This window comes from Pseudomonas sp. SZ40 (assembly GCF_052958135.1).
In genome coordinates this window covers 115,897-140,338 of the sequence record NZ_JBQWIF010000002.1, presented here as the reverse complement: position 1 = coordinate 140,338, position 24,442 = coordinate 115,897, and the positions used below count along the sequence as shown (strand labels likewise).

At 63.5% G+C, this 24,442-nt stretch carries 19 protein-coding genes; 10 read left to right on the top strand and 9 right to left on the bottom strand.

Annotation, left to right across the window (positions count from 1 at the left end; genetic code table 11):
* The first annotated feature begins 24 nt into the window (after positions 1-24).
* A complete protein-coding gene (locus ACT9T4_RS02575; RefSeq protein WP_042552443.1) occupies positions 25-1,428 on the top strand; it encodes an adenosylmethionine--8-amino-7-oxononanoate transaminase in 1,404 nt (467 codons plus the stop codon).
* A 44-nt stretch (positions 1,429-1,472) separates the two neighbouring features.
* Here ACT9T4_RS02575 and ACT9T4_RS02570 read toward each other — a convergent pair whose 3' ends face one another.
* On the bottom strand, positions 1,473-2,783 hold the full coding sequence (locus tag ACT9T4_RS02570; protein ID WP_499115378.1) for an OprD family porin: 1,311 nt from the start codon (positions 2,781-2,783) through the stop codon (positions 1,473-1,475).
* A gap of 370 nt (positions 2,784-3,153) precedes the next feature.
* Here ACT9T4_RS02570 and ACT9T4_RS02565 point away from each other — a divergent pair, with 370 nt between their 5' ends.
* Positions 3,154-3,873 (top strand): 16S rRNA (uracil(1498)-N(3))-methyltransferase, encoded by a 720-nt coding sequence (locus tag ACT9T4_RS02565; protein WP_499115376.1) that lies wholly within the window; start codon positions 3,154-3,156, stop codon positions 3,871-3,873.
* Positions 3,874-4,053: 180 nt separating this feature from the next.
* Positions 4,054-4,578, top strand: coding sequence for a cytochrome b (locus ACT9T4_RS02560; RefSeq protein WP_499115374.1), 525 nt, complete (start codon positions 4,054-4,056; stop codon positions 4,576-4,578).
* A gap of 86 nt (positions 4,579-4,664) precedes the next feature.
* On the opposite strand, the gene ACT9T4_RS02555 is transcribed toward ACT9T4_RS02560, so the two are convergent.
* The 8 genes from ACT9T4_RS02555 to pilG all read right to left on the bottom strand — a co-directional run bounded on the left by ACT9T4_RS02555 (position 4,665) and on the right by pilG (position 18,230).
* Entirely contained in the window at positions 4,665-5,135 is a 471-nt protein-coding gene (locus tag ACT9T4_RS02555; protein ID WP_042552447.1) for a chemotaxis protein CheW, read from the bottom strand.
* A 49-nt stretch (positions 5,136-5,184) separates the two neighbouring features.
* On the bottom strand, positions 5,185-6,204 hold the full coding sequence (locus ACT9T4_RS02550) for a chemotaxis protein CheB (protein ID WP_042552523.1): 1,020 nt from the start codon (positions 6,202-6,204) through the stop codon (positions 5,185-5,187).
* Complete coding sequence (locus tag ACT9T4_RS02545) at positions 6,201-13,763, bottom strand: Hpt domain-containing protein (RefSeq protein WP_499115371.1); 7,563 nt, start codon at positions 13,761-13,763, stop codon at positions 6,201-6,203. The genes ACT9T4_RS02550 and ACT9T4_RS02545 overlap by 4 nt, the downstream gene beginning before the upstream one ends.
* A 14-nt stretch (positions 13,764-13,777) precedes the next feature.
* Positions 13,778-14,626, bottom strand: coding sequence for a CheR family methyltransferase (locus ACT9T4_RS02540; RefSeq protein WP_042552524.1), 849 nt, complete (start codon positions 14,624-14,626; stop codon positions 13,778-13,780).
* Between the two features lie 68 nt (positions 14,627-14,694).
* Positions 14,695-16,743: a methyl-accepting chemotaxis protein gene (locus ACT9T4_RS02535; protein WP_042552449.1), complete on the bottom strand. Its 2,049-nt coding sequence runs from the start codon at positions 16,741-16,743 to the stop codon at positions 14,695-14,697.
* A gap of 85 nt (positions 16,744-16,828) precedes the next feature.
* Positions 16,829-17,365, bottom strand: coding sequence for a chemotaxis protein CheW (locus ACT9T4_RS02530; RefSeq protein WP_042552450.1), 537 nt, complete (start codon positions 17,363-17,365; stop codon positions 16,829-16,831).
* 42 nt (positions 17,366-17,407) lie between these two features.
* Complete coding sequence (pilH, locus tag ACT9T4_RS02525) at positions 17,408-17,773, bottom strand: twitching motility response regulator PilH (RefSeq protein WP_042552451.1); 366 nt, start codon at positions 17,771-17,773, stop codon at positions 17,408-17,410.
* Positions 17,774-17,822: 49 nt separating this feature from the next.
* Positions 17,823-18,230, bottom strand: a complete 408-nt coding sequence (gene pilG / locus ACT9T4_RS02520; RefSeq protein WP_042552452.1) for a twitching motility response regulator PilG — start codon at positions 18,228-18,230, stop codon at positions 17,823-17,825.
* Positions 18,231-18,460: 230 nt separating this feature from the next.
* Between pilG and gshB the strand changes: the two genes are divergently transcribed.
* From gshB to ACT9T4_RS02485, 7 genes are all read left to right on the top strand, one after another.
* On the top strand, positions 18,461-19,423 hold the full coding sequence (gene gshB, locus ACT9T4_RS02515; RefSeq protein WP_042552453.1) for a glutathione synthase: 963 nt from the start codon (positions 18,461-18,463) through the stop codon (positions 19,421-19,423).
* A gap of 160 nt (positions 19,424-19,583) precedes the next feature.
* Complete coding sequence (locus ACT9T4_RS02510) at positions 19,584-20,480, top strand: energy transducer TonB (protein WP_042552454.1); 897 nt, start codon at positions 19,584-19,586, stop codon at positions 20,478-20,480.
* Positions 20,481-20,592: 112 nt separating this feature from the next.
* A complete protein-coding gene (locus ACT9T4_RS02505; RefSeq protein WP_042552455.1) occupies positions 20,593-21,162 on the top strand; it encodes a YqgE/AlgH family protein in 570 nt (189 codons plus the stop codon).
* Positions 21,162-21,605, top strand: coding sequence for a Holliday junction resolvase RuvX (ruvX, locus tag ACT9T4_RS02500; RefSeq protein ID WP_499115368.1), 444 nt, complete (start codon positions 21,162-21,164; stop codon positions 21,603-21,605). The genes ACT9T4_RS02505 and ruvX overlap by 1 nt, the downstream gene beginning before the upstream one ends.
* A 28-nt stretch (positions 21,606-21,633) precedes the next feature.
* Positions 21,634-22,155 (top strand): bifunctional pyr operon transcriptional regulator/uracil phosphoribosyltransferase PyrR, encoded by a 522-nt coding sequence (pyrR, locus tag ACT9T4_RS02495; protein ID WP_042552457.1) that lies wholly within the window; start codon positions 21,634-21,636, stop codon positions 22,153-22,155.
* Positions 22,152-23,156, top strand: coding sequence for an aspartate carbamoyltransferase catalytic subunit (locus tag ACT9T4_RS02490; protein WP_499115366.1), 1,005 nt, complete (start codon positions 22,152-22,154; stop codon positions 23,154-23,156). The genes pyrR and ACT9T4_RS02490 overlap by 4 nt, the downstream gene beginning before the upstream one ends.
* Entirely contained in the window at positions 23,156-24,427 is a 1,272-nt protein-coding gene (locus tag ACT9T4_RS02485) for a dihydroorotase (protein ID WP_499115364.1), read from the top strand. The genes ACT9T4_RS02490 and ACT9T4_RS02485 overlap by 1 nt, the downstream gene beginning before the upstream one ends.
* Positions 24,428-24,442: the final 15 nt, after the last annotated feature.

Genomic DNA, 24,442 nt, shown 5'->3' with positions numbered 1-24,442 from the left:
GCTGTTGATTGAGAGAGCACGTCGATGACTAACCAACACTGGATGCAGCGTGACCTGGAGGTTCTCTGGCACCCCTGTACGCAGATGAAGGATCACGAGCGGTTGCCGCTGATTCCGATCCGCCGCGGTGAAGGCGTATGGCTGGAGGACTTCGAAGGCAAGCGCTACCTCGACGCGGTGAGCTCCTGGTGGGTCAACGTGTTCGGCCATGCCAACCCGCGTATCGGCGATCGCATCAAGGCGCAGATCGACACTCTCGAGCATGTGATGCTCGCGGGCTTCAGCCATCAGCCGGTGGTCGAACTGTCCGAGCGCCTGGTGCGGATCACCCCGGAGGGCCTGAACCGGGTGTTCTATGCCGACAACGGTTCCTCGGGCATCGAAGTGGCGCTGAAGATGAGCTTCCATTACTGGCTCAACAGCGGCAAGCCGGCGAAGAAGCGCTTCATCACCCTGAGCAACAGTTATCACGGCGAAACCGTGGCGGCGATGTCGGTAGGCGATGTGGCGCTGTTCACCGACACTTACAAGGCACTGTTGCTGGACACCCTCAAGGTGCCGAGCCCGGACTGCTACCTTCGCCCGGACGGCGTGAGCTGGGAAGAACACTCGCGGACAATGTTCACGGCAATGGAGCAGACCCTGGCCGACCACCACCACGAAGTCGCGGCGGTGATCGTCGAGCCGCTGATCCAGGGCGCGGGCGGCATGCGCATGTATCACCCGATCTACCTGACCCTGCTGCGCGAAGCCTGCGACCGCTATGGTGTGCACCTGATCCACGACGAAATCGCCGTCGGCTTCGGCCGCACCGGAACCATGTTCGCCTGCGAACAGGCGGGCATCACGCCGGACTTCCTGGTGCTCTCCAAGGCCCTCACGGGTGGCTACCTGCCAATGGCGGCGGTGTTGACCACCGATGATGTCTACAGCGCCTTCTACGACGATTACGCTACCTTGCGTGCGTTCCTCCATTCGCACACCTACACCGGCAACCCACTGGCCTGCGCGGCGGCGCTGGCGACGCTGGATATCTTCGAGGAGGACGGTGTGATCGAGGCCAACAAGGCGCTGGCCGCGCGCATGGCCAGCGCCACCGCTCACCTGGTGGACCACCCACACGTCGCCGAAGTACGCCAGACCGGTATGGCCCTGGCCATCGAGATGGTTCAGGACAAGGCCGGCAAGGTCGCCTACCCCTGGCAGGAGCGACGGGGCCTGCAGGTGTACCAGCATGCCCTGACCCGCGGTGCGCTACTGAGGCCGCTGGGCAGCGTGGTGTACTTCCTGCCGCCCTACGTGATCAGCGCAGAGCAGATCGACTTCCTCGCCGACGTTGCCAGCGAAGGCATCGACCTGGCCACTCGCACCTCGGTCAGCGTGGCGACGGGCGATACCCGTTACCCGGGCTTCCGCGACCCGGGCTGAGCGATACGGCAGGCGGGGGTGCCCCGCCTGCCGTCATGTCGCGCTCAGAGCACGCTCAGTGGATACTCGACGATGAAGCGCACCTGGTCGGAGTCCACATCCGAAGTTCCGGAAATGCGGTGCGTCGCCTGACGCAGACGGAACTTGAGATCCTTGGCCGCGCCACTCTGCACCACGTACTGCACGTTCACGTCACGCTCCCAATGCTTCTCGTTGTCGGCGTAATAGGCGTAAGGGCTGGACGCATCCATCTTGCTGCCATCGACATTGTCGCCGCGGATGTACGAGACGTAGAACGACAGCCCCGGCACCCCGTAACTGGCCAGATCCATGGCGTAGGTGGCCCGCCAGGAACGCTCGCCCGGGCCATTGAAGTCGACCAGTTGCGACGAGTTGGCCAGGTAGATGGAATCCTGCGCGCCACCACCGCCAAGCGTCAGGTAGTCGAACGGCTGGTCGCCATGAACCCGCTGGTGGGCGATGGTGAAGGTGTGTGCGCCCACCGAGTAGGCGGTTGCCAGCGACCAGGCGGTGACGTCGATGTCGCCAGCCACGGACTTGCCCTCGTCCAGCGTACGGTAGATGTTGAAATCGACATTCAGTGCCTGCTCGTCACTGAGCGGCAGGTTGTAGATGGCATTGCCGTAGTACTGGCGCCACAGGTCTTCATAGCGCGAGGCGTAGGCGCTGAAGCTCAAGGCATCGCTGGCTAACCAACTGGCGCCCAGATAATCGACATTGCCGCCTTCCACGCCTGGCGCGTAGGTGCTGTAGAAGCCGTCGCGACTACCGGCCTGATTGAAATCCCTGGACGACGTGAAATGACCGGCGTCGATGATCAGCCCGTCGATCTCGGCGCTGGTCAGCTGGAAACCGGTGGCGGTGGCGGGCACCAGGCGGGCGTCGGCTACCGCGATGACCGGATTGTAGGGACGCAACTGCCCGTACTTGAGTTCCGAATTGGAGAGGCGCATCTTCACTGCCCCGCCCAGAGAGCCGAATTCGTCGTCGGCACGACTGGTGGCCGAATCCACCGGCAGCAGCCCGGACCCCGAACGCCCGCGACCGCTGTCCAGCTTGATGCCCATGTAGGCGTTCAGATCGGCGCCAAAGCCGACGGTGCCCTGCGTATAGCCCGAGCTGTAGTTCAGATGAAACCCCTGGCCCCACTCGCGGTTGTCCTGGGCGCCCGTCGCATGGCGGTCCATGTGCCAGTAGACATTGCGGGTCAGCAGATCCAGCGTGCTGTCTTCGAGAAACCCCTTGGATTCGGCCTGGCTCGCCTGCGCGGTGGAGATGGCCAGAACGCTGGCGCTCAGCGCCATCAACGATAATCCGGTACGTTGCACTTTCATTATTATTCCCTATGCGTGGAATGTGACGGCGGATACTCCGCCCTTGGATCGGGGCAGGCTGCAGCGCCCACGACGATGCACGGCAACAGGTCTCCCCAGCCTGACGTGCGTACGAGTGAGCCACCCGCCCCTTAACCAGCCCTGCCGTGTTGAAGCGCCCCGGGAATGCAGCCCGGGAGCAGAGCCGTTCTTTTTTTACCCTATGGGTTATGGGCGTATCACCGCAACCCTCGATGCCAGACGGCCGCCTCCGTAGAGGCGCACGACCGTCTCAGCATGGCCTGCAGCGATGTGCAAACGCCCTGACGGCCTGCAGAAAAAACGCCACCCGGTTATGCTTGGCCACCCTTAGCCCATACCCGTTACCGCCATGCGCCTTTCCCGTTTCTTCATCGATGCCCCTCTTACCCTCGGTCAGCACGAGCTGCCGGAGGCCCAGGCCCACTACATCGGCCGCGTGCTGCGCCATGCTGCGGGCGATGCGGTGCAACTGTTCGATGGCAGCGGCCAGGAGTTTCGCGGTGAACTGATCGAGGTCGGCAAGAAGAGCGTACGTGTCGAACTGCGTGAGCAGCTCGACGGGCAGGCCGAGTCGCCTCTGCACATTCATCTGGGCCAGGGCCTGTCTCGCGGTGAGCGCATGGATTGGGCCATCCAGAAAGCCACCGAGCTGGGCGCCCAGGTGATCAGTCCGATCGTCAGCGCCCGCTGCGAGGTGCGCCTGAAGGATGAACGCGCCGACAAGCGCATGGCGCACTGGCGGCAGGTGGCGATCAGCGCCTGCGAGCAATGCGGACGCTCGGTGATACCGCTGATCAATGCGCCCATCCCTTTGGACGAGTGGCTGCAGCAAAGCCAGGCCGACCTGAAACTGGTGCTGCACCCGGTCGCCGAACCGCTGACCAGCCATGCCCGACCAGGATCCCTGGCATTTCTGATCGGCCCTGAGGGTGGCCTGAGCGACGCAGAGGTGGAACAGGCACAGGGCGCCGGTTTCCATGCCGCGCGCCTGGGGCCGCGCGTGCTGCGCACGGAAACCGCGCCGGTGGCAGCGCTGGCGGTAGCCCAGCACCTCTGGGGCGATTTCTGAGCCCTCAATGGGTGAGGGTTTGCACGTGACCTCGTCGAAAACCGGACTGTTTCTTTGACAGAACGGGCCTACAGCCGCTATCAATCAATGACGACAAAACCACAAAAAACGTCTGGCCAAATGGGTATGATCGCGCGCTGAGAGCTGGCACGCAGCGGGTGCCTGATGAGAGGCGGAACCATGAAGCATCGCTATTCGAGCACCCAGATCGGCCTGCACTGGCTTACCGCCCTGCTGGTGCTCTGCACGCTGTTTCTGCCCTATGGCCAGGATCTGGTCGCGGACTTGCTGGGCGGCACTGGTGGCGTGTTCACGCTGCACAAGTCCCTGGGCCTGACGATTCTCCTGCTCACCGTGGTGCGCTTGCTGGTACGCGCCCGCCACGGTGCCCCGCACCTGCTGCGCGACAGTGCGATCTGGCAGCGCCGCGCCGCCAAGGCCGGCCACATAGCGCTCTACCTGTTGTTGCTGCTGATGCCGTTGAGCGGCCTGCTGTTCGGCAGACGCCCGGTGGAGCTGTTCTGGCTGGTGCAAATCGACCCGTTGCCGCTTTCCGATGGCGCAAGAGCACTTGCCCGCCAGTTTCACCTGACGGCCAAGTACCTGCTGTTCGCACTGATTCTGGGGCACACGTTCATGGCGCTCTGGCACCACTATCGGCTGCGCGACGGGGTGCTCAGAGCGATGCTGCCGCGTCGCGACTGAAGCCCCGAGAGTTGAACACACGCCAAGGCCGAGCGGTTCGGGAGCGCACGCTCCCGCGAGCGCAGTTCACTCGATGAGCTGACGACTCAGATCAGCTCGGCATCGGCCAGCAATTGCTCCAGCCCTTCCAGATCGGGGATGCGCAGCACCGCATCATCCACCTTCACCGCTGCAAGCTCGAGGGCGGCCAGCGGCACATCCGCACGCGGCAGGTCCTCGGCAACGCGCAGCGAGCGAGGAATGCCCTGCACCAACAAGGCGATGAACTTGACGTTCGGGCGTCCACCGAGGGCATTGAGGATGGCGATACGGGCCCCGTCCCCCACTGCCGCCTGGCCGCCGGAGGCCGCCTCGAAAGACAGCAGTGGCAGGCGCAGGTCACGCCAGGCTACCTGACCGAGAAACCAGTCAGGCAGGCCAGCCATCGCTGGCGGGGCACGGTAGGGAATCAGCTCGGCCACGGCCACGTTGGGCAGCAGCAGCGTGCGATCGGCCAGCGGCACGACCAGACCGGTTAGGCTGCTGACGCTGTTCTGGGTAACGACGGCTTGGCTCATGAAGACATCCTGTTATGCAGCGAATTCATTGGAAGAAAGGCACACGTGGTCAGCGGCACTGCTCGGCGAGATGGTCGACCAGCGCAGCGGCCAGCTCGCGTGGATCGGCGCTGAAGCTGCTGTAACCGCCCTCGCGCAGGCTGTCAGGCATGCTCGAACACACGCAGCTATCGGCGCGCTGCGTCCAGATCACCCCGCCCTGACGCTTCACGTAGGCAGCGGCCGCACTGCCGTCGCTGCCCATGCCGCTGAACGCGATGACGCCGCTGCACGCTGCATAGCGCTGCGCCAGGTTGAGCATCATCTGGTCGATCGACGGGCTGTAGGGTTCGGGCCAGGCCCGTGCCGTGACCTGCAGGGCTCCGTCGTCGGCGAAAGCCAGCTCGTTGCTGACCGGCACCACGACCACCTCACCGCAACGTACGCTGTCGCCATCGCGCACGGTGCCGACACGCCACTGGCTGTGCCGACCCACTGCCTGAGGCAGCGTCGTCTCGAAGCTGGGATCGATATGCTGGGCGTACAGAAACCCCACCGGCAAACCGCCAGGCAGGGCATCGAGAAAAGCTTTCACCGCCGCTGGCCCCCCCAGAGATGCCGCCAGCAACCACACCTGCTTGGCGGGCTCGCCGACTTGCAGTGGGGTATTGGCCAGCACCGCCGGTAGCTCGACGCGCCCGGGGCGTTGCGCCTCGGCGAGCACACCCTCCAGGCTTGCGCCTGCCGCCAGAGCCGGATCTCCAACCAGTTTTTTCAGTTTGCCGACCAGACGCCGCTCCCAGCGCGGGTAATGCTCTGAACTGCGCTCGGGCGCATGGCCCTCGCCGAACAGCACTGGCACCCTGGAGTCTTCCATCAAGGCATCGATCAGCGGCAGATCATCGGACTGAGCCAGGTCGACCAGCCACAGCTCGGCCTCGCAGGCCTGCAGCGCAGCGTCATCGAGCCGTGCCGGATCACTGTTGAGTACCACCTGATAACCGTTGCTGCTCAACGCCTGCTGCAGCACGTGGCGCTGCAGCGAGGTGTCGGCGATCACGGCAATGCGTGCTGCGCTCTGTTCGCTCATGGGCGTTTCGCCCATTTTTCGATGGCGCTCAGCAACAGCGACTCCTGGTAGGGCTTGCCGAGGTATTCGTTGACGCCGATGCTCACGGCGCGCTCACGGTGCTTCTCACCGGTACGCGAGGTGATCATGATGATCGGCAAATCCTTCAGCCCCTCATCGTGACGGATCAGGTTGGCGACTTCGAAACCGTCCATGCGCGGCATCTCGATGTCCAGCAGCATGATGTCCGGGCGATGTTCCTGAAGCTGGGCGATGGCGTCGACCCCATCCTTGGCGGTCAGCACGTTCATGCCGTTACGCTCCAGCAGTCGGCTGGTGACCTTGCGTACGGTCACCGAGTCATCCACCACCATGACCAGGGTCGGACGCTCCACTTCGGCCTCGAGCGCCGCGCCAGCGTCGGCGGACAGTCGTGGACGAACCTGATACTGCAGATGCGCATGCAGCTCACGGATGGTCGCCAGCAGGTCGAGAATCACCACCACGCGGCCGTCGCCGAGGATGGTCGCGCCGGAGATACCGTGCACCGCAGCGAACTGCGGCCCCAGGCTCTTCACCACGATCTCCCGCGAACCGGCCAGCGAGTCCACCTGCACCGCCACCGTGTGCTCGCTGGAGCGAACCAGGATCACCGGCAACGGCAGGCTCTGGCCAACCAGCTTGGGATGCTGACCGTTGTTCAGCAGGTCACCCAGGTAACGCAACTCGTAGGCCTGGCCGGCATACTCGAAACGCGGCGCGTCCGGACCGTAGTAGGCCTCCAGTTCATAGGGCGAAACCCGCACGATACCTTCGATGGTGTTCAGCGGGATGGCGTACAGATCTTCGCCGGAGAGCACCATCAGCGCGCGGTTGACCGATACGGTGAACGGCAGACGGATGCGGAACGTGGTGCCCTGACCAGCGACCGAGTCGATGCTCATGGAACCACCGAGTTGCTTGACCTCGGCGTTGACCACATCCATGCCGACGCCACGCCCGGAAATCTGCGTGACCTTTTCGGCAGTGGAAAAACCGGCCTCGAGGATGAACTGCAGAATCTCGTGTTCGCTGAGATCGGCACCGGCGTCCATCAGGCCGCGTTCGATGGCCTTGCGACGGACGGCGTCGAGGTTGATACCGGCGCCATCGTCGCTGAGGGTCAGCACGATGTCGCCGCCCTCGCGGGACAGGCCAAGGCGGATGCTGCCCTGCTCCGGCTTGCCGGCATCGCGGCGTGCAGCCGTGCTCTCGATGCCATGGTCGACGGCGTTGCGCAGCATGTGTTCGAGCGGTGCGACGATACGTTCCAGCACCGTGCGGTCCATCTCGCCATCGGCGTTGCCGACGATGAACTCGACCTGCTTGCCCAGTTCGCTGGCGACCTGACGAACGATACGCCGCAGGCGTGGCACCAGACGATCGAAAGGCACCATGCGCGTACGCATCAGCCCTTCCTGCAACTCGGTATTGACCCGCGCCTGCTGCAGCAGCAGGGTTTCCGCGTCGCGGTTACGCGACGCCAGGGTTTCCTTCAGATCCAGCAAGTCGGAAGCCGACTCGAAGAGGGCTCGCGACAACTGCTGCAGCTGAGAATGGCGGTCCATTTCCAGCGGGTCGAAATCTTCGTAGCCAGCGCGCTCCGCCTCGGCCTGATAACGGCTGAGAATCTGCGCCTGGGTCTCGGTATCGAGACGGCGCAACTGATCACGCACGCGGTCGATGGTGGCTTCCATCTCGCTGAGCGTGAAGCCGAAGTCACTGACCTGCTGTTCGACACGCCCACGGAAGATCGAAGTCTCACCCGCCAGGTTGACCAGGCCCTCGAGCAGATCCGCCGGCACCTTGACCAGCTCCTGCGGCGCACGGCGAGAGGCCGCTTCTTCAGCGGCCGCCTCGGCACGCTGCACGAAAGGCAGCACGCGATGCTGGGCGTGCGCGACAGGCTGCTCACTGGCGGCAACGATGGAGGTCACCGCACGAACGGGGGCTTGCTCCGGCTCCGCGGGGCGCTCATCCACAGGCTGTTTCTGCAGACGCAGGCGCAACTCGTCGAGGCTCTTCTGCAGCCCCTCGAAACCGGATTGCACGTCGAGGTAGAGGCTTTCCGGCCAGGGCGCACCCTGGATCTGGGCTTCGGTGAGGTGCTGTTCCAGGTCGTGGCTCTGGTCACCCAGGTGTTTTTGCCCGGCGAGGCGTGCACCGCCCTTGAGGGTGTGCAGCACACGCAGCAATTCATCGATGGCGCCCGTGTCGTCACGGCGCTCTTCCCAACGACCGATGCCTGCTTCCATCGCTTCGAGCAATTCGTCTGCTTCTTCGAGGAAGATATCGAGAATGTCCTCCTCGTTATCAAACGCCTCGTCGTGAACCGCACGCAACGGTACCGCGGTGGGCATGCTGAGCTGCTCGTCGGGGTTGGCGCGCAAGCGGCGGATGGTTTCGATCAACTCGTCGCCACCGGGTACAGGGCGATGGGCACGCACCGCATCGAGCATCTCCGCCAGGCGGTCATGGCAGGCCTGCAACAGCTCGAAGAGCATGGGGCTGGCGCGCAGACGGCCATTGCCGAGATCCTCGTAGAGGAACTCCAGTTCGTGGGCCAGGTCACCGATCTCGCGGATTTCGGCCATCCGCGCACCACCCTTGAGGGTGTGCAGATCGCGCTGCAGCGATTCCAGGTCGAGGCTGTTGTCGACGTCATCCATCCAGTGCGACAGCGCCGCGCCGGCACTGTCGATGATGTCGAAACCCTCTTCGAGGAAGATTTCCACCAGTTCCGGATCACGATCGTCGCTCACCGCAGCTTGCTGAGGCTGCAGCGGCTCTGCGGGCTGGACGTTGTCAGCCATGTTCAATGGCTCGATGAGCGGCGCGTCGTAGGGCTCGATCGGCGCAGTGTCTTCAGGCTGCGGTTCGAACGCATCGAGCGGCTCTGGCGACGGCGGCACATGCGTCTCCACGGCCAGCTCGTCCTGCCCGCCACGCTGGCGGAACTGACGAATCGCCGTGACCAGCTCATCCGCATGCTGCGCGGGTTGGCGCTGCTGCAGGCTGTTGAGCATGCTGACCAGCAGGGCATGGCCCTGCTGCAGGCTGTCGGTGACGAAGGGCGATACGCCATAGCGACGATCTACCAGCCCCTCGTAAAGCGCTTCGAGCTCATGGGCCAACTCGCCGATCGGCACCACCCCGGCCATGTTCGCCCCGCCCTTGAGGGTGTGCAGGTCACGTTGCAGTGAAGACAGCGCGGTACGATTGTCCGGCTCCGCCAACCAGCGTTCCAGGGCCAGACCGGCGCTGTCGAGAATGTCCACGGCTTCTTCGAGGAAGATGGACACCAGTTCGTCGTCGGCTGCATCGACTGGCAGTGTCGAATCGCTGCTCTCGTCATTGGCCGCATCGACGCCCAGAGATTCTTCCAGAGCACGGGTGGCTTCATCGAGCTCGACCACTTGCAAACCGGGCACGTCTCCAGAGAGCAGTGCCAGCTTGGCGGGATCGAGCGCTTCATCGAACAGGGCCCGCAACGCGGCGACGCGTTCGGGGCTGGCACTGACCTCGAGGCCGGCCGCGACCTGATCCATCATGCTGACCAGGGCTTCGTGGGCCTGCTCGGCCTCATCGAAGAAACGCTCGCTGACCGCCAGGCTGCCGTCTTCCACCGCACCGTAAAGATCGAGCAGTGCCTCGCACAGTTCGTCGATCTGCGGGAGCTCGGCCATTTCCGCACCGCGGCCGAGGGTCGTCAGCTCCTCCAGCAGCGCACTGAGCTCCTGACGTTCGGAGGGGTGCTCGCGCCAGCGGCGCAACAAATCTTCGGCATCCAGCAGGATATCCATGCCTTCGGCGAGGAAGATGCTGATCAGCTGCGGATCGCGGCTTTCGCCCGGTACATCCTGGCGCTGGCTCTCGGCATGCTGGATACGCTTGTCATGCAACTGCTGCACGCGCTCCAGGTACGCCTCGGTACCGGGAAGCGGCCGCAACGGATCGCTTTCCAGCTGCGCCAGCCCCTGACGGAACAGCGCCTGGGCTTCGACCAGCACTTCGGCTTCGGCCAGATCCAGCGGCAGCAGGTTGGCCTTGAACTCCTTGACCATCTTCTCCAGCGGCGCCGCGACTTCGGCCATTGGCAGGATGCCGGCCATGTAGGCACTGCCCTTGAGCGTATGCAGGGCACGCTGCAGGTCATCGGTCACCGGCTGCGGCAGCTCCCGTGCGCAGTCATCGAGAAACGCGGACAGGGTTTCGAGGTGGGTTTCCGCCTCGTTGCGGAAAATCTCCAGCAACTGCGGATCCAGCACCTCGCTTTCATCGACAACGGCAGCGGCAGCCTCGATCTCGCCCGCGGGCTCGGCTACCGCGGCAGCCGGGGCGTCATGCTTTGGGAGGCTAAGCCCCTTGGCCAGCGCATGCGCGTCGGCGGCCAGGCGGTCCACGTCATCACGCTGACGCTGGGCTTGAGCGGCGAACTCATCGACCAGCTCAGGCATCAGAGCGACGACCTGACCGATGACCTGCTGGACCTCGGCACCCGGCTGGATGCTGCGGTCGAGCACGCGGTTGAGCAGGTTCTCTATCGACCAGCCCAGCTCGCCGATGACCAGCGCACGTACCATGCGGCCACTGCCCTTGAGGGTGTGGAAGGCACGACGCACTTCGATCAGCGCTTCCCGGTCCTCGGTGTCGGCGCACCAGCGCGGCAGGAACTCGGCGATGGTTTCCAGAACTTCGCCCGCTTCTTCGATGAAGACTTCACGCAGCTCTTCATCGATAGGTTCTTCGTCGGCAGGCGGCGGCAGCAGGCTTGGCGGCACATCCAGCGCTGGCGGATTGATCGCCTGCACCGGAGCGGCCATCACGTCGGCCATGGAAATGGCTTTGTCCGCGACAGGCGCCTCGAGCACGGCAGGCTCGGGCATACCGGGCAATTCGACTTCCGGCAGTTGCAGATCGGCCAGATCGACGTCGTCCCACTGCACGTCAGTGTCGGTATCGAGATCCAGCGATTCGAGCTCCAGCGGCTGCTCTTCGAAGCCCTCTGAAGGCAGATCCAGGGCGGGCAGCTCATTGGCTGGACGATCGATATCGACCAGATCGAGGCGAGTCTCCAGTTCCTCGAGCGACCACAGCGTATCCTCTGCCGCGCCCTGTGGCTGCTGCAGGTCAGGCGTTTGCGACAGGCCGGACGATTGCTCGTCGAGATCGAAAGACCAACCATCATCGGCCAGCGACGGCTTGCGATCCGTGCCAGACAGGGCGTCGAGTTCACCAAGATCCACAGGCTCGGCTGCGGAAAGCGCCGCGTCATCCAGGGTCAAAGGCGAGCGGTCTGGCTCGTCGACGAGCAGGTCGCTGTCGTCCAGCGACCAACTGTCGTCGGCGATCGAGGCCTTCGCATCGGCGTAAGGATCTTCATCCAGATCGCCAAGATCGATGGTCGGCGGCGCCGTCTCGGGTTCGGCAGAGAGCACGGTCCGAGGCAACTCGTCGTTGTCCTGCGGCCAGCTGTCATCGGCCACCGATGCCCGTGCATCGGCGCGGGGATGATCCTGCTCTTCGGTATCGGCAGTTTGCGCGGCTGAAGACCAAGCCGCCTCGGGCTCGGCGGCAAGCGGCGCCTGGGGCTGGGCGTCATCACTCTGCGGCCAGCTGTCGTCGGCCACCGATGAGCTGTCGTCAGCAGTAAAAGCCGTGTCGGGGTCGCCAAGCTCGAGCGCTGGCTCATCGGCTGGAAGCGCCTCGGCGAGCGGTGCTTCATCGCTACGCGGTGCGGGCTCTTCAACGACGCTGTCGAGAACCGGCGCGGCCAGCACATCGATATCGTGCAGCGGGTCATCCAGCGGCGCGGGCTCTTCGTCGAACGATGCGGCATCGAGAATCGACGGTTTTTCCTGCAGCGGATAGCCGAGTGCCGCGAGACTTTCCTCGGCGACATCGAGAATCAGGTCGCCCTGAGTCGCGTGATCCTCGGAGAGGCGCTCCAGGTAGTACTCGACGCTGGTGATGGCGTCGGCCAGGGTATCGAGGTTCTGCCAGTTCGGCACCGCCTTGCGGGCCAGCAGTTGCTCCTGGATGTAGCGGTTGCAGGCGTTGAGCAGAGCGGCGGCGCGATCCAGAGGGATCATTGCCAACCCGCCACGCACCTGGGTCAGGAGTTCCGGCACGCGGGCCAGGTGCTCGTGGTTCCATTGCGAAGCGATGAATTCGATGATCGCGTCCTTGGCCTGTTCGAGGCCATTGCGCGCTTCCTTGATCACCAGCTGGTGAATCTGCCCCACGTCGGTGGTCGGCAGGTGGCTTTCCTCACGCTTGCCGCTGTCGTTCTGGCCGACCATGCCGGTCAGTGTGGCCTCGACGTAAAGCAGCGCACCGGCCACGTCCATCAGCACCGCATCGCTGGGTTCCTGAGCACCTTGCGCCAGGGCACGCACGACATCGAGCTGGTCGACGATGACCTTGCGCGGCTGGGCGAAGCCGAGCACGGCGAGGGTATCGGCGATCTGCTTGAGAGGCACCAGCAGCGCCTCGAGATCTGCAACCTTGGCACGGTCGCTACGCACGAACAGGTCGAGGCTGTCCTTGACCCTAACCAGTTCTTCGCACAGCGCGCCAACCACCGAGCGCATCGCATCGCGGTCAGGACCAGCCAGGCGAGCGCGTTCCTCGTCGACCACATCATGATCAGGCAGCGCGTCGTCGAGGCTGTAGCGATCTCGCAGCACGCGGTTGCGCGGTGACTGTGGCGACGCCTTGGCGACATAGAACAGCAGGTTCTTGGTGAGTTCGTCAGGCGCCGGCTGGTTGATGCCATCGGCGCCCTGCTCGGTCAGACGCTTGAGTTCCTTGTCGACCTGGCGCAACAGCGTGCGTACGGACGTACCGTTGGCCACGCTGCCATTGGACAGCCCTTCGACCACGCCCGATGCGATCTGCCAGAGCGACTCGAGGGGCGAATCCTTGCACAGGGTTTCCAGGCGCGCGAAAACCCGCGCCATGTAGCCAAGGTTGGTGCCCAGATCCTGCTGGCGGATGACCCCGACCAGCGCGACCTGCAGCATCTGCCGAAGCTTGCGCAGCAAGGCTGGCAGCTCGGCGGTACGCAGTTGGGTCAGCGACTCAGGCGAAAGAGCGGAGGCGCGGGCGGACAGATCGGGAGAGAACAGGCTGGTTTCCGACAGCAGCTTCTCGCCCCGCGCAGCGCGCAGGTCGTTGAGCAACGGCAGCACGACCATCGGCAGATCGCGGCGGGCGGTCTGGATGCGATCCAGATAGATAGGCAGTTGCAGGATCGCCTGCATCAGCACTTCCAGCGCCTCGCCCTGATTGGCCACGCGACCATCGATCAGCGCCTGGGACAGGTGCTCCATTTCCTCGGCGAGCAATGCCGCGCCGAAGAACTCGACCATCTGCAGGGTGCCGTGAACCTGATGCACATAGGTCTGGCAGAAACGCATGCGTGTCGAATCCTGCGGATTCTCGACGAACGCCTCCAGAGCCTGTCGCGCCTGCTTCAGGGTTTCCGCGATTTCGCCCTTGACCCACTCCAGGGCGACATAGTCGTGCCGATCACCCATACACACTCCGTTTCTTAGCCCTTGCGGGTATACGCCAGCACTCGCTCATCGGCGACCGGAAGCATGTCCGGGTGCTGCCAACCGACCACCTCGCCCACTCCGACCACCAGCAAGCCCCCAGGCGCCAGGCACTCGGCCAGGCGGTTGAGGATCTCGCGGCGCCGCCAGCGACGAAAGTAAATCAGCAAGTTCTGGCAAAAAATAACGTCCATGCCGGTCATTGGCGCTTTGTCCAACTCCAGCACATTGAGCTTGGCGCAGCACACTCGCGCAGCCAGCCCTGGTAACACCTTGAAGCGTCCATCGGCCTGCTGCTGGAAGTAGCGTTCGCGCAGGCTTTCATCCATCTGTTGCAAACGGCGCACGTCGTACAGACCATCTCGCGCCTTGCTCAGGGCACTGCGGCTGATATCGGTGCCGGTGACACCGAACAACCCCTCAGCACCCAGTACCTCGCTGGCGCCAATGGCCAGCGAGTAGGGTTCTTCACCACTGGAGCAACCCACGCTCCAGATCGCCAGAGGTGCATCCAGCCCCTGTTCGTCGCGGCGGGCGACGTAGGCTTCGTACACCTCGAACGAGGGCGGATGCCGGTAGAAGCGGGTTTCCTGCACGGTCAGCCGATCCAGCAGATTCGCCCATTCCACCGCCCCGCGCGGGCCATCGGTGACCTGCCGGTAATAGCTGGCGTAATCACTGATGCCCAGTTCGCGCATGCGCGTGCTGAGGTTGGTCTGCAGGAAGATCCGGCGCTGCTCGTTGAGCACCATGCCGAGCCGTGATTCCAGCAACTGTTGCCAGTCACGGAACTCCGTGGCGGACATGTCCGCCAACGGTTGCAGGGCCCAGACGCCTGACTGCATGTCGTGCACCTCGCTCACGCCTGCGTCTGCCGCGCAGCGCATCGTTCAATGCGCCGCCCGGCAGTCGATCAGGCCTGCTCGCCGTCTTGTGGCAGGGTGAAACCGGATACCGAATGACGCATTTCACTGGCCATCTTGGCCAGGTTACCAATGCTCTTGGCGGTGGCCGTGGTACCGGACGACGTCTGCGAGGTGATCTCCTGAATCACGTTCATGGTGTTGGAGATGTGGCCAGCGGACGAAGCCTGCTGACGTGCAGCGTTGGAAATGTTCTGGATGAGCGCCGCGAGGGTCTTGGATACCTTCTCGATCTCTTCCAGTGCCACACCCGCATCCTGTGCCAGTCGAGCACCACGTACCACTTCGGAGGTGGTCTGCTCCATGGAGATAACGGCTTCGTTGGTGTCGGTCTGAATGGTCTTTACCAGTGCCTCGATCTGCTTGGTCGCGCCCGAGGAACGTTCTGCGAGGCGCTGTACCTCGTCCGCTACCACGGCGAAGCCTCGGCCTGCGTCACCGGCCATGGAGGCCTGGATCGCGGCGTTCAGTGCGAGGATGTTGGTCTGGTCGGCGATGTCGTTGATGAGGCTTACGATGTCACCGATCTCCTGGGACGATTCACCGAGGCGTTTGATCCGCTTCGAGGTGTCCTGGATCTGCTCACGGATGTTATCCATGCCGGTGATGGTGTTGTGTACGACTTCGTTGCCCTTGTTGGCGATGGCTACGGAACGCTCCGCTACCGCGGAGGACTCCGAGGCGTTCGCCGATACCTGGTCAATCGACACGGCCATTTCGTTGATCGCCGCGGAAGCACCGGCGATTTCCTGCGCCTGGTGCTCGGAAGCCTCGGCAAGGTGCATGGCCGTGGCCTGGGTTTCCTGGGCAGCGCCAGCTACCTGAACGGCGGTCAGGTTGATCGTGGCTACCAGGTCACGCAGCTGGTCGATGGAGTAGTTGATGGAGTCGGCGATGGCACCGGTGAAGTCCTCGGTTACCGTCGCGGCCACCGTCAGGTCACCGTCGGCGAGGTCGGCGATCTCATCGAGCAGACGCAGAATCGCAGTCTGGTTACGCTCGTTCTTCTCGGCGGTTTCGGCGAGACGGCGGTTTGTCTCACGCACCATCACCAGGCCGATGATCAGAATCGAACCCAGCGCCAGGGCACCCAGCAGGTAACCGGCGACGGTGTTCAGCGAACGACCGGCAGCCAGGCCTTCGAAGCCTTCGGACAGAGTGGAGGCTTTGTCCAGCAGCGTCTGCGACAGGGTGAAGATGGTGTTGGCCGATTCACGAACCTGGAACAGCTCAGGCGAGGTTTCCAGAATCTCGTCCACGGAACCGGAAACGAATTCGAACAGCTCGGAAATTTCCGCCAGGCGCTCGAGGGCTTCCTGGTCGCTCACCTTGGCGATTTCCATCGCCGCGTTGCCTTCCTGCATGGCGCTCAGTACGCGACCGAACAGGCTGGCATCACGACCGAACATGTCGGCGGCCTGAACCGAATCCTGGTCACCGGCGAGGACCTTGTTCACCGAGCCGAGAATCCGTTCGGCGAGCAGCGACTGGCGCTGGGCAACCGAAACCTGGGCAGCCGGCGCGCCGCTTTCCAGCAGGATGTCGACCACTTCTTCGTACTCGACCTGCAGTTGCGGAATGGTTTCCGCCAGCGTGGCGGCAACCTGGTGCAGCGACAGAACGGTCTGCTCGCTGGCCAGGATGGCATCGGCATTCTGCCGCAGGCCGTCCCAGTCCTGTTGCACGGCAGCCATCTGTTCCTGCACGGCGGCAGGCGCAGCGGGCAAGCCGCTCTGCGCGTTACCGTCGGTGAGGTACGCCCAGCGCTCCTGGAAATCGTTACGCGCGTCGCGCAGCAGGGCGAAGGCGGCAGGCGTACCCGCAGCCGCTTCGGTGGCGTCCTTGGAGATACGCTGGGACAGCACGCGCAGCTCGCCAGCGTGACCGATGTACTCGGTGTCGTAGTTACTTTGCGTATTCACATACGCGAAGTTGGCGAACAGCATCACGATCGAAATGATCAGGACGACGAACAGCCCCGCTACGAGGGCACCAACTCGTGTCCCCGCCAGCACATTGTTTGAGGTTTCTCTTTTCATCTTCTGGCCCCCGCCTGGACCCTACAGCACTACGAATTCCATATAACATCAGAAGGCTGGCTACGCCGCCCCCACCGAAAAGCTCTCAAAACGCAACGTCGATAAACTCTGGAGCCTGTGCCAGCGCGTGAGGGCTGAACACCAGCCATGGCTGCTCGCGCTGAAACACACCATGAATGAACGGCTGAATGGCCGACTCGAGCGGTGGCAGCTGCTCGGAGAAGGTATCCACCGCGAAGTGCTGCATGCCGAATACCTCGTCGACCGTGAGGCCAGCGAAGACATCCTGATGATCGACGACCAGCACGCGCCGCTGCTTGCGCAGCGGTGACAGTTCACTGCCGAAAAAACCGCACAGATCCATGACCGGCAGCAATCGCCCGCGCACGTTGGCCACACCCTTGACCCAGCTCTTCACGCCGGGCAGCAGGGTATGCCGTGGTTCGTGCAGGACTTCACCGACCTCTCCCATCGGTGCGACGAACAACCGTTCGCCCATGCGAAAACCAATCCCGCTCCAGGTCTGTACCGCCACTTTCTGCGATGGCAGACCAGCCGCCACCGCACGGCAGCGCTGCTCGATGCCGAGAAGAATCTGAAAAGGGGTGCGTGTCTCTGACATGCCTGCCGTGACCTTCTTCTTGTGCTGCGATGCGGTCCGGCGTCAGCCGGCCAGCACCGCGTTCAGGGTTTTCAGCAGAGTGGCTTCATCCACCGGCTTGGTCAGGTAATCCTTGGCGCCCTGGCGTTTGCCCCAGACCTTGTCGGTTTCCTGATCCTTGGTGGTGACGATGATCACCGGAATATGGTTGGTCTCGGCATCCTTGGTCAGCTGCCGGGTCGCCTGGAAGCCATTGAGGCCAGGCATGACGATGTCCATCAATACAGCGTCGGGCTTTTCCTGGCGCGCCAAAGCGACACCATCAGCACCGTTTTCGGCCTTGAGTACCTGGTGCCCGTGTTTTTCCAACATGGCGGTCAGCTTGTACATTTCGGTCGGCGAGTCATCAACAATCAGAATTCGAGCCATGATGTTTCCCAATACATAAAGAGGAGGCGTCTGTGGCGTCAGCCGGACGTCAGGATGCCTGTTCGACCGGAGAGAACTCCGGGACATGGGTCTTGATCGCGCCGAGCAGCTCTTCCTTGCTGAATGGTTTGGTCAAATATTGATCAGAACCCACGATACGGCCCTTGGCTTTATCGAACAGGCCATCCTTGGACGACAGCATGATAACTGGCGTGGATTTGAAGGCGCTGTTGTTCTTGATCAAGGCGCAGGTCTGATAGCCATCGAGACGCGGCATCATGATGTCGACGAAAATGATGTTCGGATGGGTATCGGCGATCTTTGCCAGAGCATCGAAGCCGTCCACCGCAGTGATCACCTCGCAACCCACCTTTTTCAGCAAGGTTTCCGCTGTACGACGAATCGTTTTCGAATCGTCGATCACCATCACCCTCAAACCTTCGGATTGCTGTTCCATGTCTGCCCTGCCACCACTTCGGTGAGTCGTTGTGTTACGCCATTTCCAGTGTGCCGAAAGCCCTGAAACCATTGGGCCCGGCCCATCGCTGGGCCTTTTTAGCACACTCTCCCCATGCAAGCCATCAGCCCGGTTTCCCTTGACCACCAGCCCTGTCAGCGCCACCCTTGGCGCTGACCCCCGCTGCCTTTGCGGCGGTATTTTCAACCGCCCTTCACGGAGATACTTCAATGAGCGTTCGGCTCGGCATCGTCATGGATCCCATCGCGCAGATTTCCTACAAGAAGGACAGCTCGCTGGCCATGTTGCTGGCTGCCCAGGCCCGCGGCTGGAGCCTCTTCTATATGGAACAGAAGGATCTCTACCAGGCCGCTGGTGTCGCCCGGGGCCGCACACGCCCCCTTCACGTATTCGCAGATCCGCAACGCTGGTTCGAGCTCGGCGAAGAGCAGGACCTGCCGCTTGCCGAACTGGATGTGATCCTGATGCGCAAGGATCCGCCCTTTGATAACGAATTCGTCTATTCAACTTACCTGCTCGAGCAGGCCGAAGAAGCCGGCACCCTGGTGGTCAACCGACCGCAAAGCCTGCGCGACTGCAACGAGAAATTCTTCGCCACCCGCTTTCCGACGTTCACGCCGGAGACGATTGTCAGCCGCAGACCCGACATTCTGCGCGATTTTGCGCGACAGCACCGTGACATCATTCTCAAACCCCTCGATGGCATGGGTGGTTCGATGATCTTTCGTCACCGCGAAGGTGACCCGAACCTGTCGGTGATTCTCGAAGCCCTTACCGCTCATGGTAGTCAACAGATCATGGCGCAGCGTTATCTGCCGGCCATTCTCGACGGCGACAAACGTATTCTGATGATAGACGGTGAACCGGTGCCTTACTGCCTGGCACGCATTCCCGCCAGCGGCGAAACCCGTGGCAACCTGGCTGCTGGCGGCCGTGGCGAAGCTCGTCCACTGACCGATCGCGACCGCGAAATCGCTGCGGCAGTCGGCCCGAGCCTGCGTGAGCGAGGCCTGCTGTTCGTCGGCCTGGACGTGATTGGCGACCGCCTCACCGAGATCAACGTCACCAGCCCGACCTGCATTCGCGAGATCGATGCAGCCTTCGATACACGCATTGGCGAACAGTTGATGGACAAGATTGCCGAAAAGCTCAATGCGCGGAGTGCTTCATAGACTTTTCTCGGACGCCTCGGCAGACTGCGCGGCAATTCAGAGGCCGTGCCCACCCGGCATGGCCCTGTGGTTTGCGCTGAAACGAAACCAGCCCTGAGGGGCTGCTGACGCTCCAGCACAGCCGCACCGACCGTTGACAGACTCTGACGACCGAAGACCGATGAACGCAGCAACTACCCCACCCGATGTCACCGCCTCCGGCGTTCGCCCGGCGGATCGCCTGGGGTTCACCCTGTTTCTCGCGGCCGTGCTGCACGCAGCGCTGATCCTCGGCGTGGGCTTCTCTTTCGTCGAGCCAGGGCAGATCAGCAAGACACTGGAAATCACCCTGTCCACCTTCAAGAGCGATGAAAAGCCCAAGGAAGCGGACTTCCTCGCCCAGGACAACCAGCAGGGCAGCGGCACCCTGGATAAGAAAGCAGCGCCGACCACCACGGAACAGGCGCCCTTTCAAGACACCGAAGTCCGCAAGGTGACGCCCGCGGCTGCCCCACCGCCGCCCGCGGTAAAACCGGAGGCGCCCAAGGCGGTCGTCACCACCAGGGCGCCACAGGCTCAGAAAGCACCCGCCAAGCGCGAAGAGACCAAACCTACGCCCCCAGCCCCTACCGCCCCGGCATTCGATAGCGCACAACTGTCTGCGGAAATCGCCAGCCTGGAAGCGGAGCTGGCCAACGAGGTGCAGCAGTACGCCAAACGACCGAAGATTCATCGCCTCAACGCCGCCTCGACCATGCGCGACAAGGGTGCCTGGTACAAAGACGAGTGGCGCAAGAAGGTCGAACGCGTCGGCAACCTGAACTACCCGGACGACGCCCGACGTCGGCAGATCTACGGCAGCCTGCGGCTCCTGGTATCGATCAACCGAGACGGCAGTCTGTATGAGGTGCTGGTACTCGAATCCTCTGGCGAGCAGGTACTCGACCAGGCCGCCATGCGTATCGTCCGCCTCGCGGCCCCTTATGCACCGTTCGCTGGCGACCTGGCGGACATCGACCGCCTGGAGATCATCCGTACCTGGCGCTTCGAGCGTGGCGACCGCCTGTCGAGCAACTGAAGAAGCAGCCTCGAGCTGCAACAATTCGACCGCGAGACGAACGGACGATCAATCGCGTTTCGCTCTCACTTGCAGCTTGTAGCTTGAGCCTTGCAGCTTCAAACTAGCGTCCATGAAAGACGCCACCCCGAGCATCCTCAAACATCACTTTCTGATCGCCATGCCGCACATGGCCGATCCGAATTTCGCGCAGACCGTGATCTATCTGATCGAGCACAGCGATCAGGGCGCCATGGGGCTGGTGATCAACCGTCCCAACGGCCTGAACCTGGCCGACGTGCTCGAACAACTGCGCCCTGACAGCGAACCATCGGTGCTCTGTCAAAGCCTGCCGATCTTCAGCGGCGGCCCGGTGCAGACGGATCGTGGTTTCGTGCTGCACCCTAGCGGCCCGCACTTCCAGGCCACCCTCGACCTGGGCGATCTGGGCCTGTCGACCTCCCAGGACGTGCTGTTCGCCATCTCCCAGGGCGAAGGCCCGGCCCGGCATCTGATCGCCCTCGGCTATGCGGGATGGGGAGCCGGGCAGTTGGAAGAGGAACTGGCCGACAACGCCTGGCTGACCTGTCCGGCGGATCAGACGATCCTGTTCGAGACGCCGTACGACAAGCGCCTGGGCGCTGCCGCCGCGCTGCTCGGCATCGATCTCAACCTGCTCACCGCCCAGGCGGGGCACGCCTGATGGCCGAGGCGAGCAGCAAACCGCTGCGCCTGCTGCTCGGCTTCGATTACGGCACCAAGCAGATCGGTGTCGCCGTGGGCCAGCCGATCACCGGCTCGGCCCGCGAGCTGTGCATCCTCAAGGCTCAGAATGGCGTGCCGGACTGGCAGAAGGTCGAAGCGCTGATACGCGAATGGCAGCCTGACGCTCTGGTCGTCGGCCTGCCGCTGAACATGAACGGCACCCCCAGCGACATGAGCGAGCGCGCGGAGAAGTTCGCCCGCCGCCTCAACGGCCGCTTCAACCTGCCGGTTTTCACCCACGATGAACGCCTGACCACTTACGCCGCCAAGGGCGAACGCCTGCAACAGGGCCAGACTGGCGGTTATCGCCAGCGCCCGGTAGACGCCCTCGCCGCGGCCCTGCTGCTGCAGGGCTGGCTGGAAGAAAACAGCCCGGGCTGAATCAGCCACGGCCACAAGGAGCTTTTCGATGAGTCTACCCAACCCCGCCGAACTGCTGCCGCAGATGGCATCCTCGCTGATCGCTCACCTCAACCGGCGGCAGATTGCCACGCCGCGCTTCATCGGCATCCGCACCGGTGGCGTATGGGTCGCCCAGGCGTTGCTGGAGCAACTGGGCCGCGACGAGCCACTGGGTATCCTCGACGTTTCCTTTTACCGCGACGATTTCACCCAGAATGGCCTGCACCCTCAGGTGCAGCCCTCCGAGCTGCCGTTCGAGATCGAAGGCCAGCATCTGGTGCTGATCGACGACGTCCTGATGAGCGGCCGGACCATCCGTGCGGCCCTCAACGAGCTGTTCGACTACGGCCGCCCCGCCAGCGTGACCCTGGTCAGCCTGCTGGACCTGGATGCCCGCGAACTGCCGATTCGCCCGGACGTGGTCGGCGCGACGCTGTCGCTGGCGGCCGATCAGCGGGTAAAATTGTCCGGCCCCGCCCCCTTCACCCTCGAACTCCAGACGCTTTCCGACCAAGGCCGTCCGCAATGACCCCAATCGATGCCAAGCGCCCGCTGCAACTGAACGACCAAGGCCAGTTGCGCCATTTCCTGTCCCTCGACGGCCTGCCGCGCGAGCTGCTGACGGAAATCCTCGATACCGCCGACTCGTTTCTCGAAGTCGGCGCCCGCGCCGTGAAGAAGGTCCCGCTGCTGCGCGGCAAGACAGTGTGCAACGTGTTCTTCGAGAACTCCACGCGCACCCGCACCACCTTCGAACTGGCTGCCCAGCGCCTGTCGGCCGACGTGATCAGCCTCAACGTGTCGACCAGCTCGACCAGCAAGGGCGAAACGCTGTTCGACACCCTGCGCAACCTGGAAGCCATGGCTGCCGACATCTTCGTGGTGCGCCACGCCGATTCCGGCGCTGCGCACTTCATCGCCGAGCACGTATGCCCCAACCTGGCGATCATCAACGGTGGTGACGGGCGCCATGCGCACCCGACCCAGGGCATGCTCGACATGCTGACCATTCGCCGCCACAAGGGCAGCTTCGAGAATCTTTCGGTGGCCATCGTCGGCGACATCCTGCACTCGCGAGTGGCGCGCTCCAACATGCTGGCGCTGAAAACCCTCGGCTGCCCGGACATCCGCGTGATCGCGCCGAAAACCCTGCTGCCCGTGGGTATCGAGCAATACGGCGTGAAGGTCTACAGCGACATGACCAAAGGCCTCAAGGATGTCGACGTGGTGATCATGTTGCGCCTGCAGCGCGAGCGCATGACAGGCGGCCTGCTGCCCAGCGAGGGCGAGTTCTATCGCCTGTTCGGCCTGACCGAGCAACGCCTCAAACTGGCCAAGCCGGATGCGCTGGTCATGCACCCGGGGCCGATCAACCGCGGGGTCGAGATCGAGTCGGCGGTCGCCGATGGCCCGCAGTCGGTCATTCTCAACCAGGTCACCTACGGCATCGCCATCCGCATGGCCGTGCTGTCCATGGCCATGAGCGGCCAGAACGCGCAACGACAACTCAACTCCGAGGAGCACAACTGATGCGTACCCGGATCCTCGGCGCCCGCGTAATCGACCCACTCAGCGGCCTCGACAAGGTCGCGGACATCTATGTGCAAGGCGACAAGCTGAGCGCTATCGGTCAGGCACCCGCCGGCTTCGAAGCCGATCACACGCTCGATGCCCAGGGGCTGATCGCCGCACCCGGCCTGGTCGATCTGTCCGTCGCCCTGCGCGAGCCCGGTTACAGCCGCAAAGGCAGCATCGCCAGTGAAACCCTGGCAGCCGCTGCCGGCGGGGTCACCAGCCTGTGCTGCCCGCCCATCACCAAACCGGTGCTGGACACATCGGCGGTTGCCGAGCTGATTCTCGACCGTGCTCGCGAAGCCGGTCATACCAAGGTGTTTCCCATCGGCGCCCTGAGCAAGGGTCTCGATGGCGAGCAGCTCGCCGAACTGGTCGCCCTGCGCGATGCAGGCTGCGTGGCGTTCGGCAACGGTCTCAACAACTTCCGCAACGCACGCACCCTGCGCCGCGCCCTCGAATATGCGGCCACCTTCGACCTGACGGTAATCATCCACTCCCAGGATCATGACCTCGCCGAAGGCGGCCTGGCCCACGAAGGTGCCACCGCCAGCTTCCTCGGTCTGTCGGGAATTCCGGAAACCGCCGAAACCGTGGCCCTGGCTCGCGACCTGTTGCTGGTCGAGCAGAGTGGCGTGCGTGCGCACTTCAGCCAGCTGACCAGTGCACGTGGCGCACAACTGATAGCCGACGCTCAGGCACGCGGCCTGCCCGTCACCGCCGACGTGGCGCTTTATCAGTTGATCCTGACCGACGAAGCGCTGATCGATTTTTCCAGCCTCTACCACGTGCAACCACCGCTGCGTACTCGCGCCGACCGTGATGGGCTGCGTGAGGCGGTGAAGAGCGGAGTGATCAGCGCCATCTCCAGCCATCACCAGCCCCATGAACGTGACGCCAAGCTGGCACCTTTCGGCGAGACCGAACCCGGCATGAGCGGCGTTCAGTTGTTGCTGCCACTGGCGATGACGCTGGTCCAGGATGGCCTGCTCGATCTGCCCACCCTGCTCGCCCGCCTGAGCAGTGGTCCGGCCGAGGCCCTGCGCCTGCCGGCTGGCAAACTGCAGGTCGGTGGTGCGGCGGACATTCTGTTGTTCGATCCCCAGGCTTCCACCGTGGCCGGCGAGAGCTGGCACTCCAAGGGTCGCAACAGCCCCTTCCTCGGCCACTGCCTGCCCGGCCAGGTGCGCTATACGCTGGTGAATGGGCATATCAGCTACCAGGCTTGATGCCTGGTAGCTGAC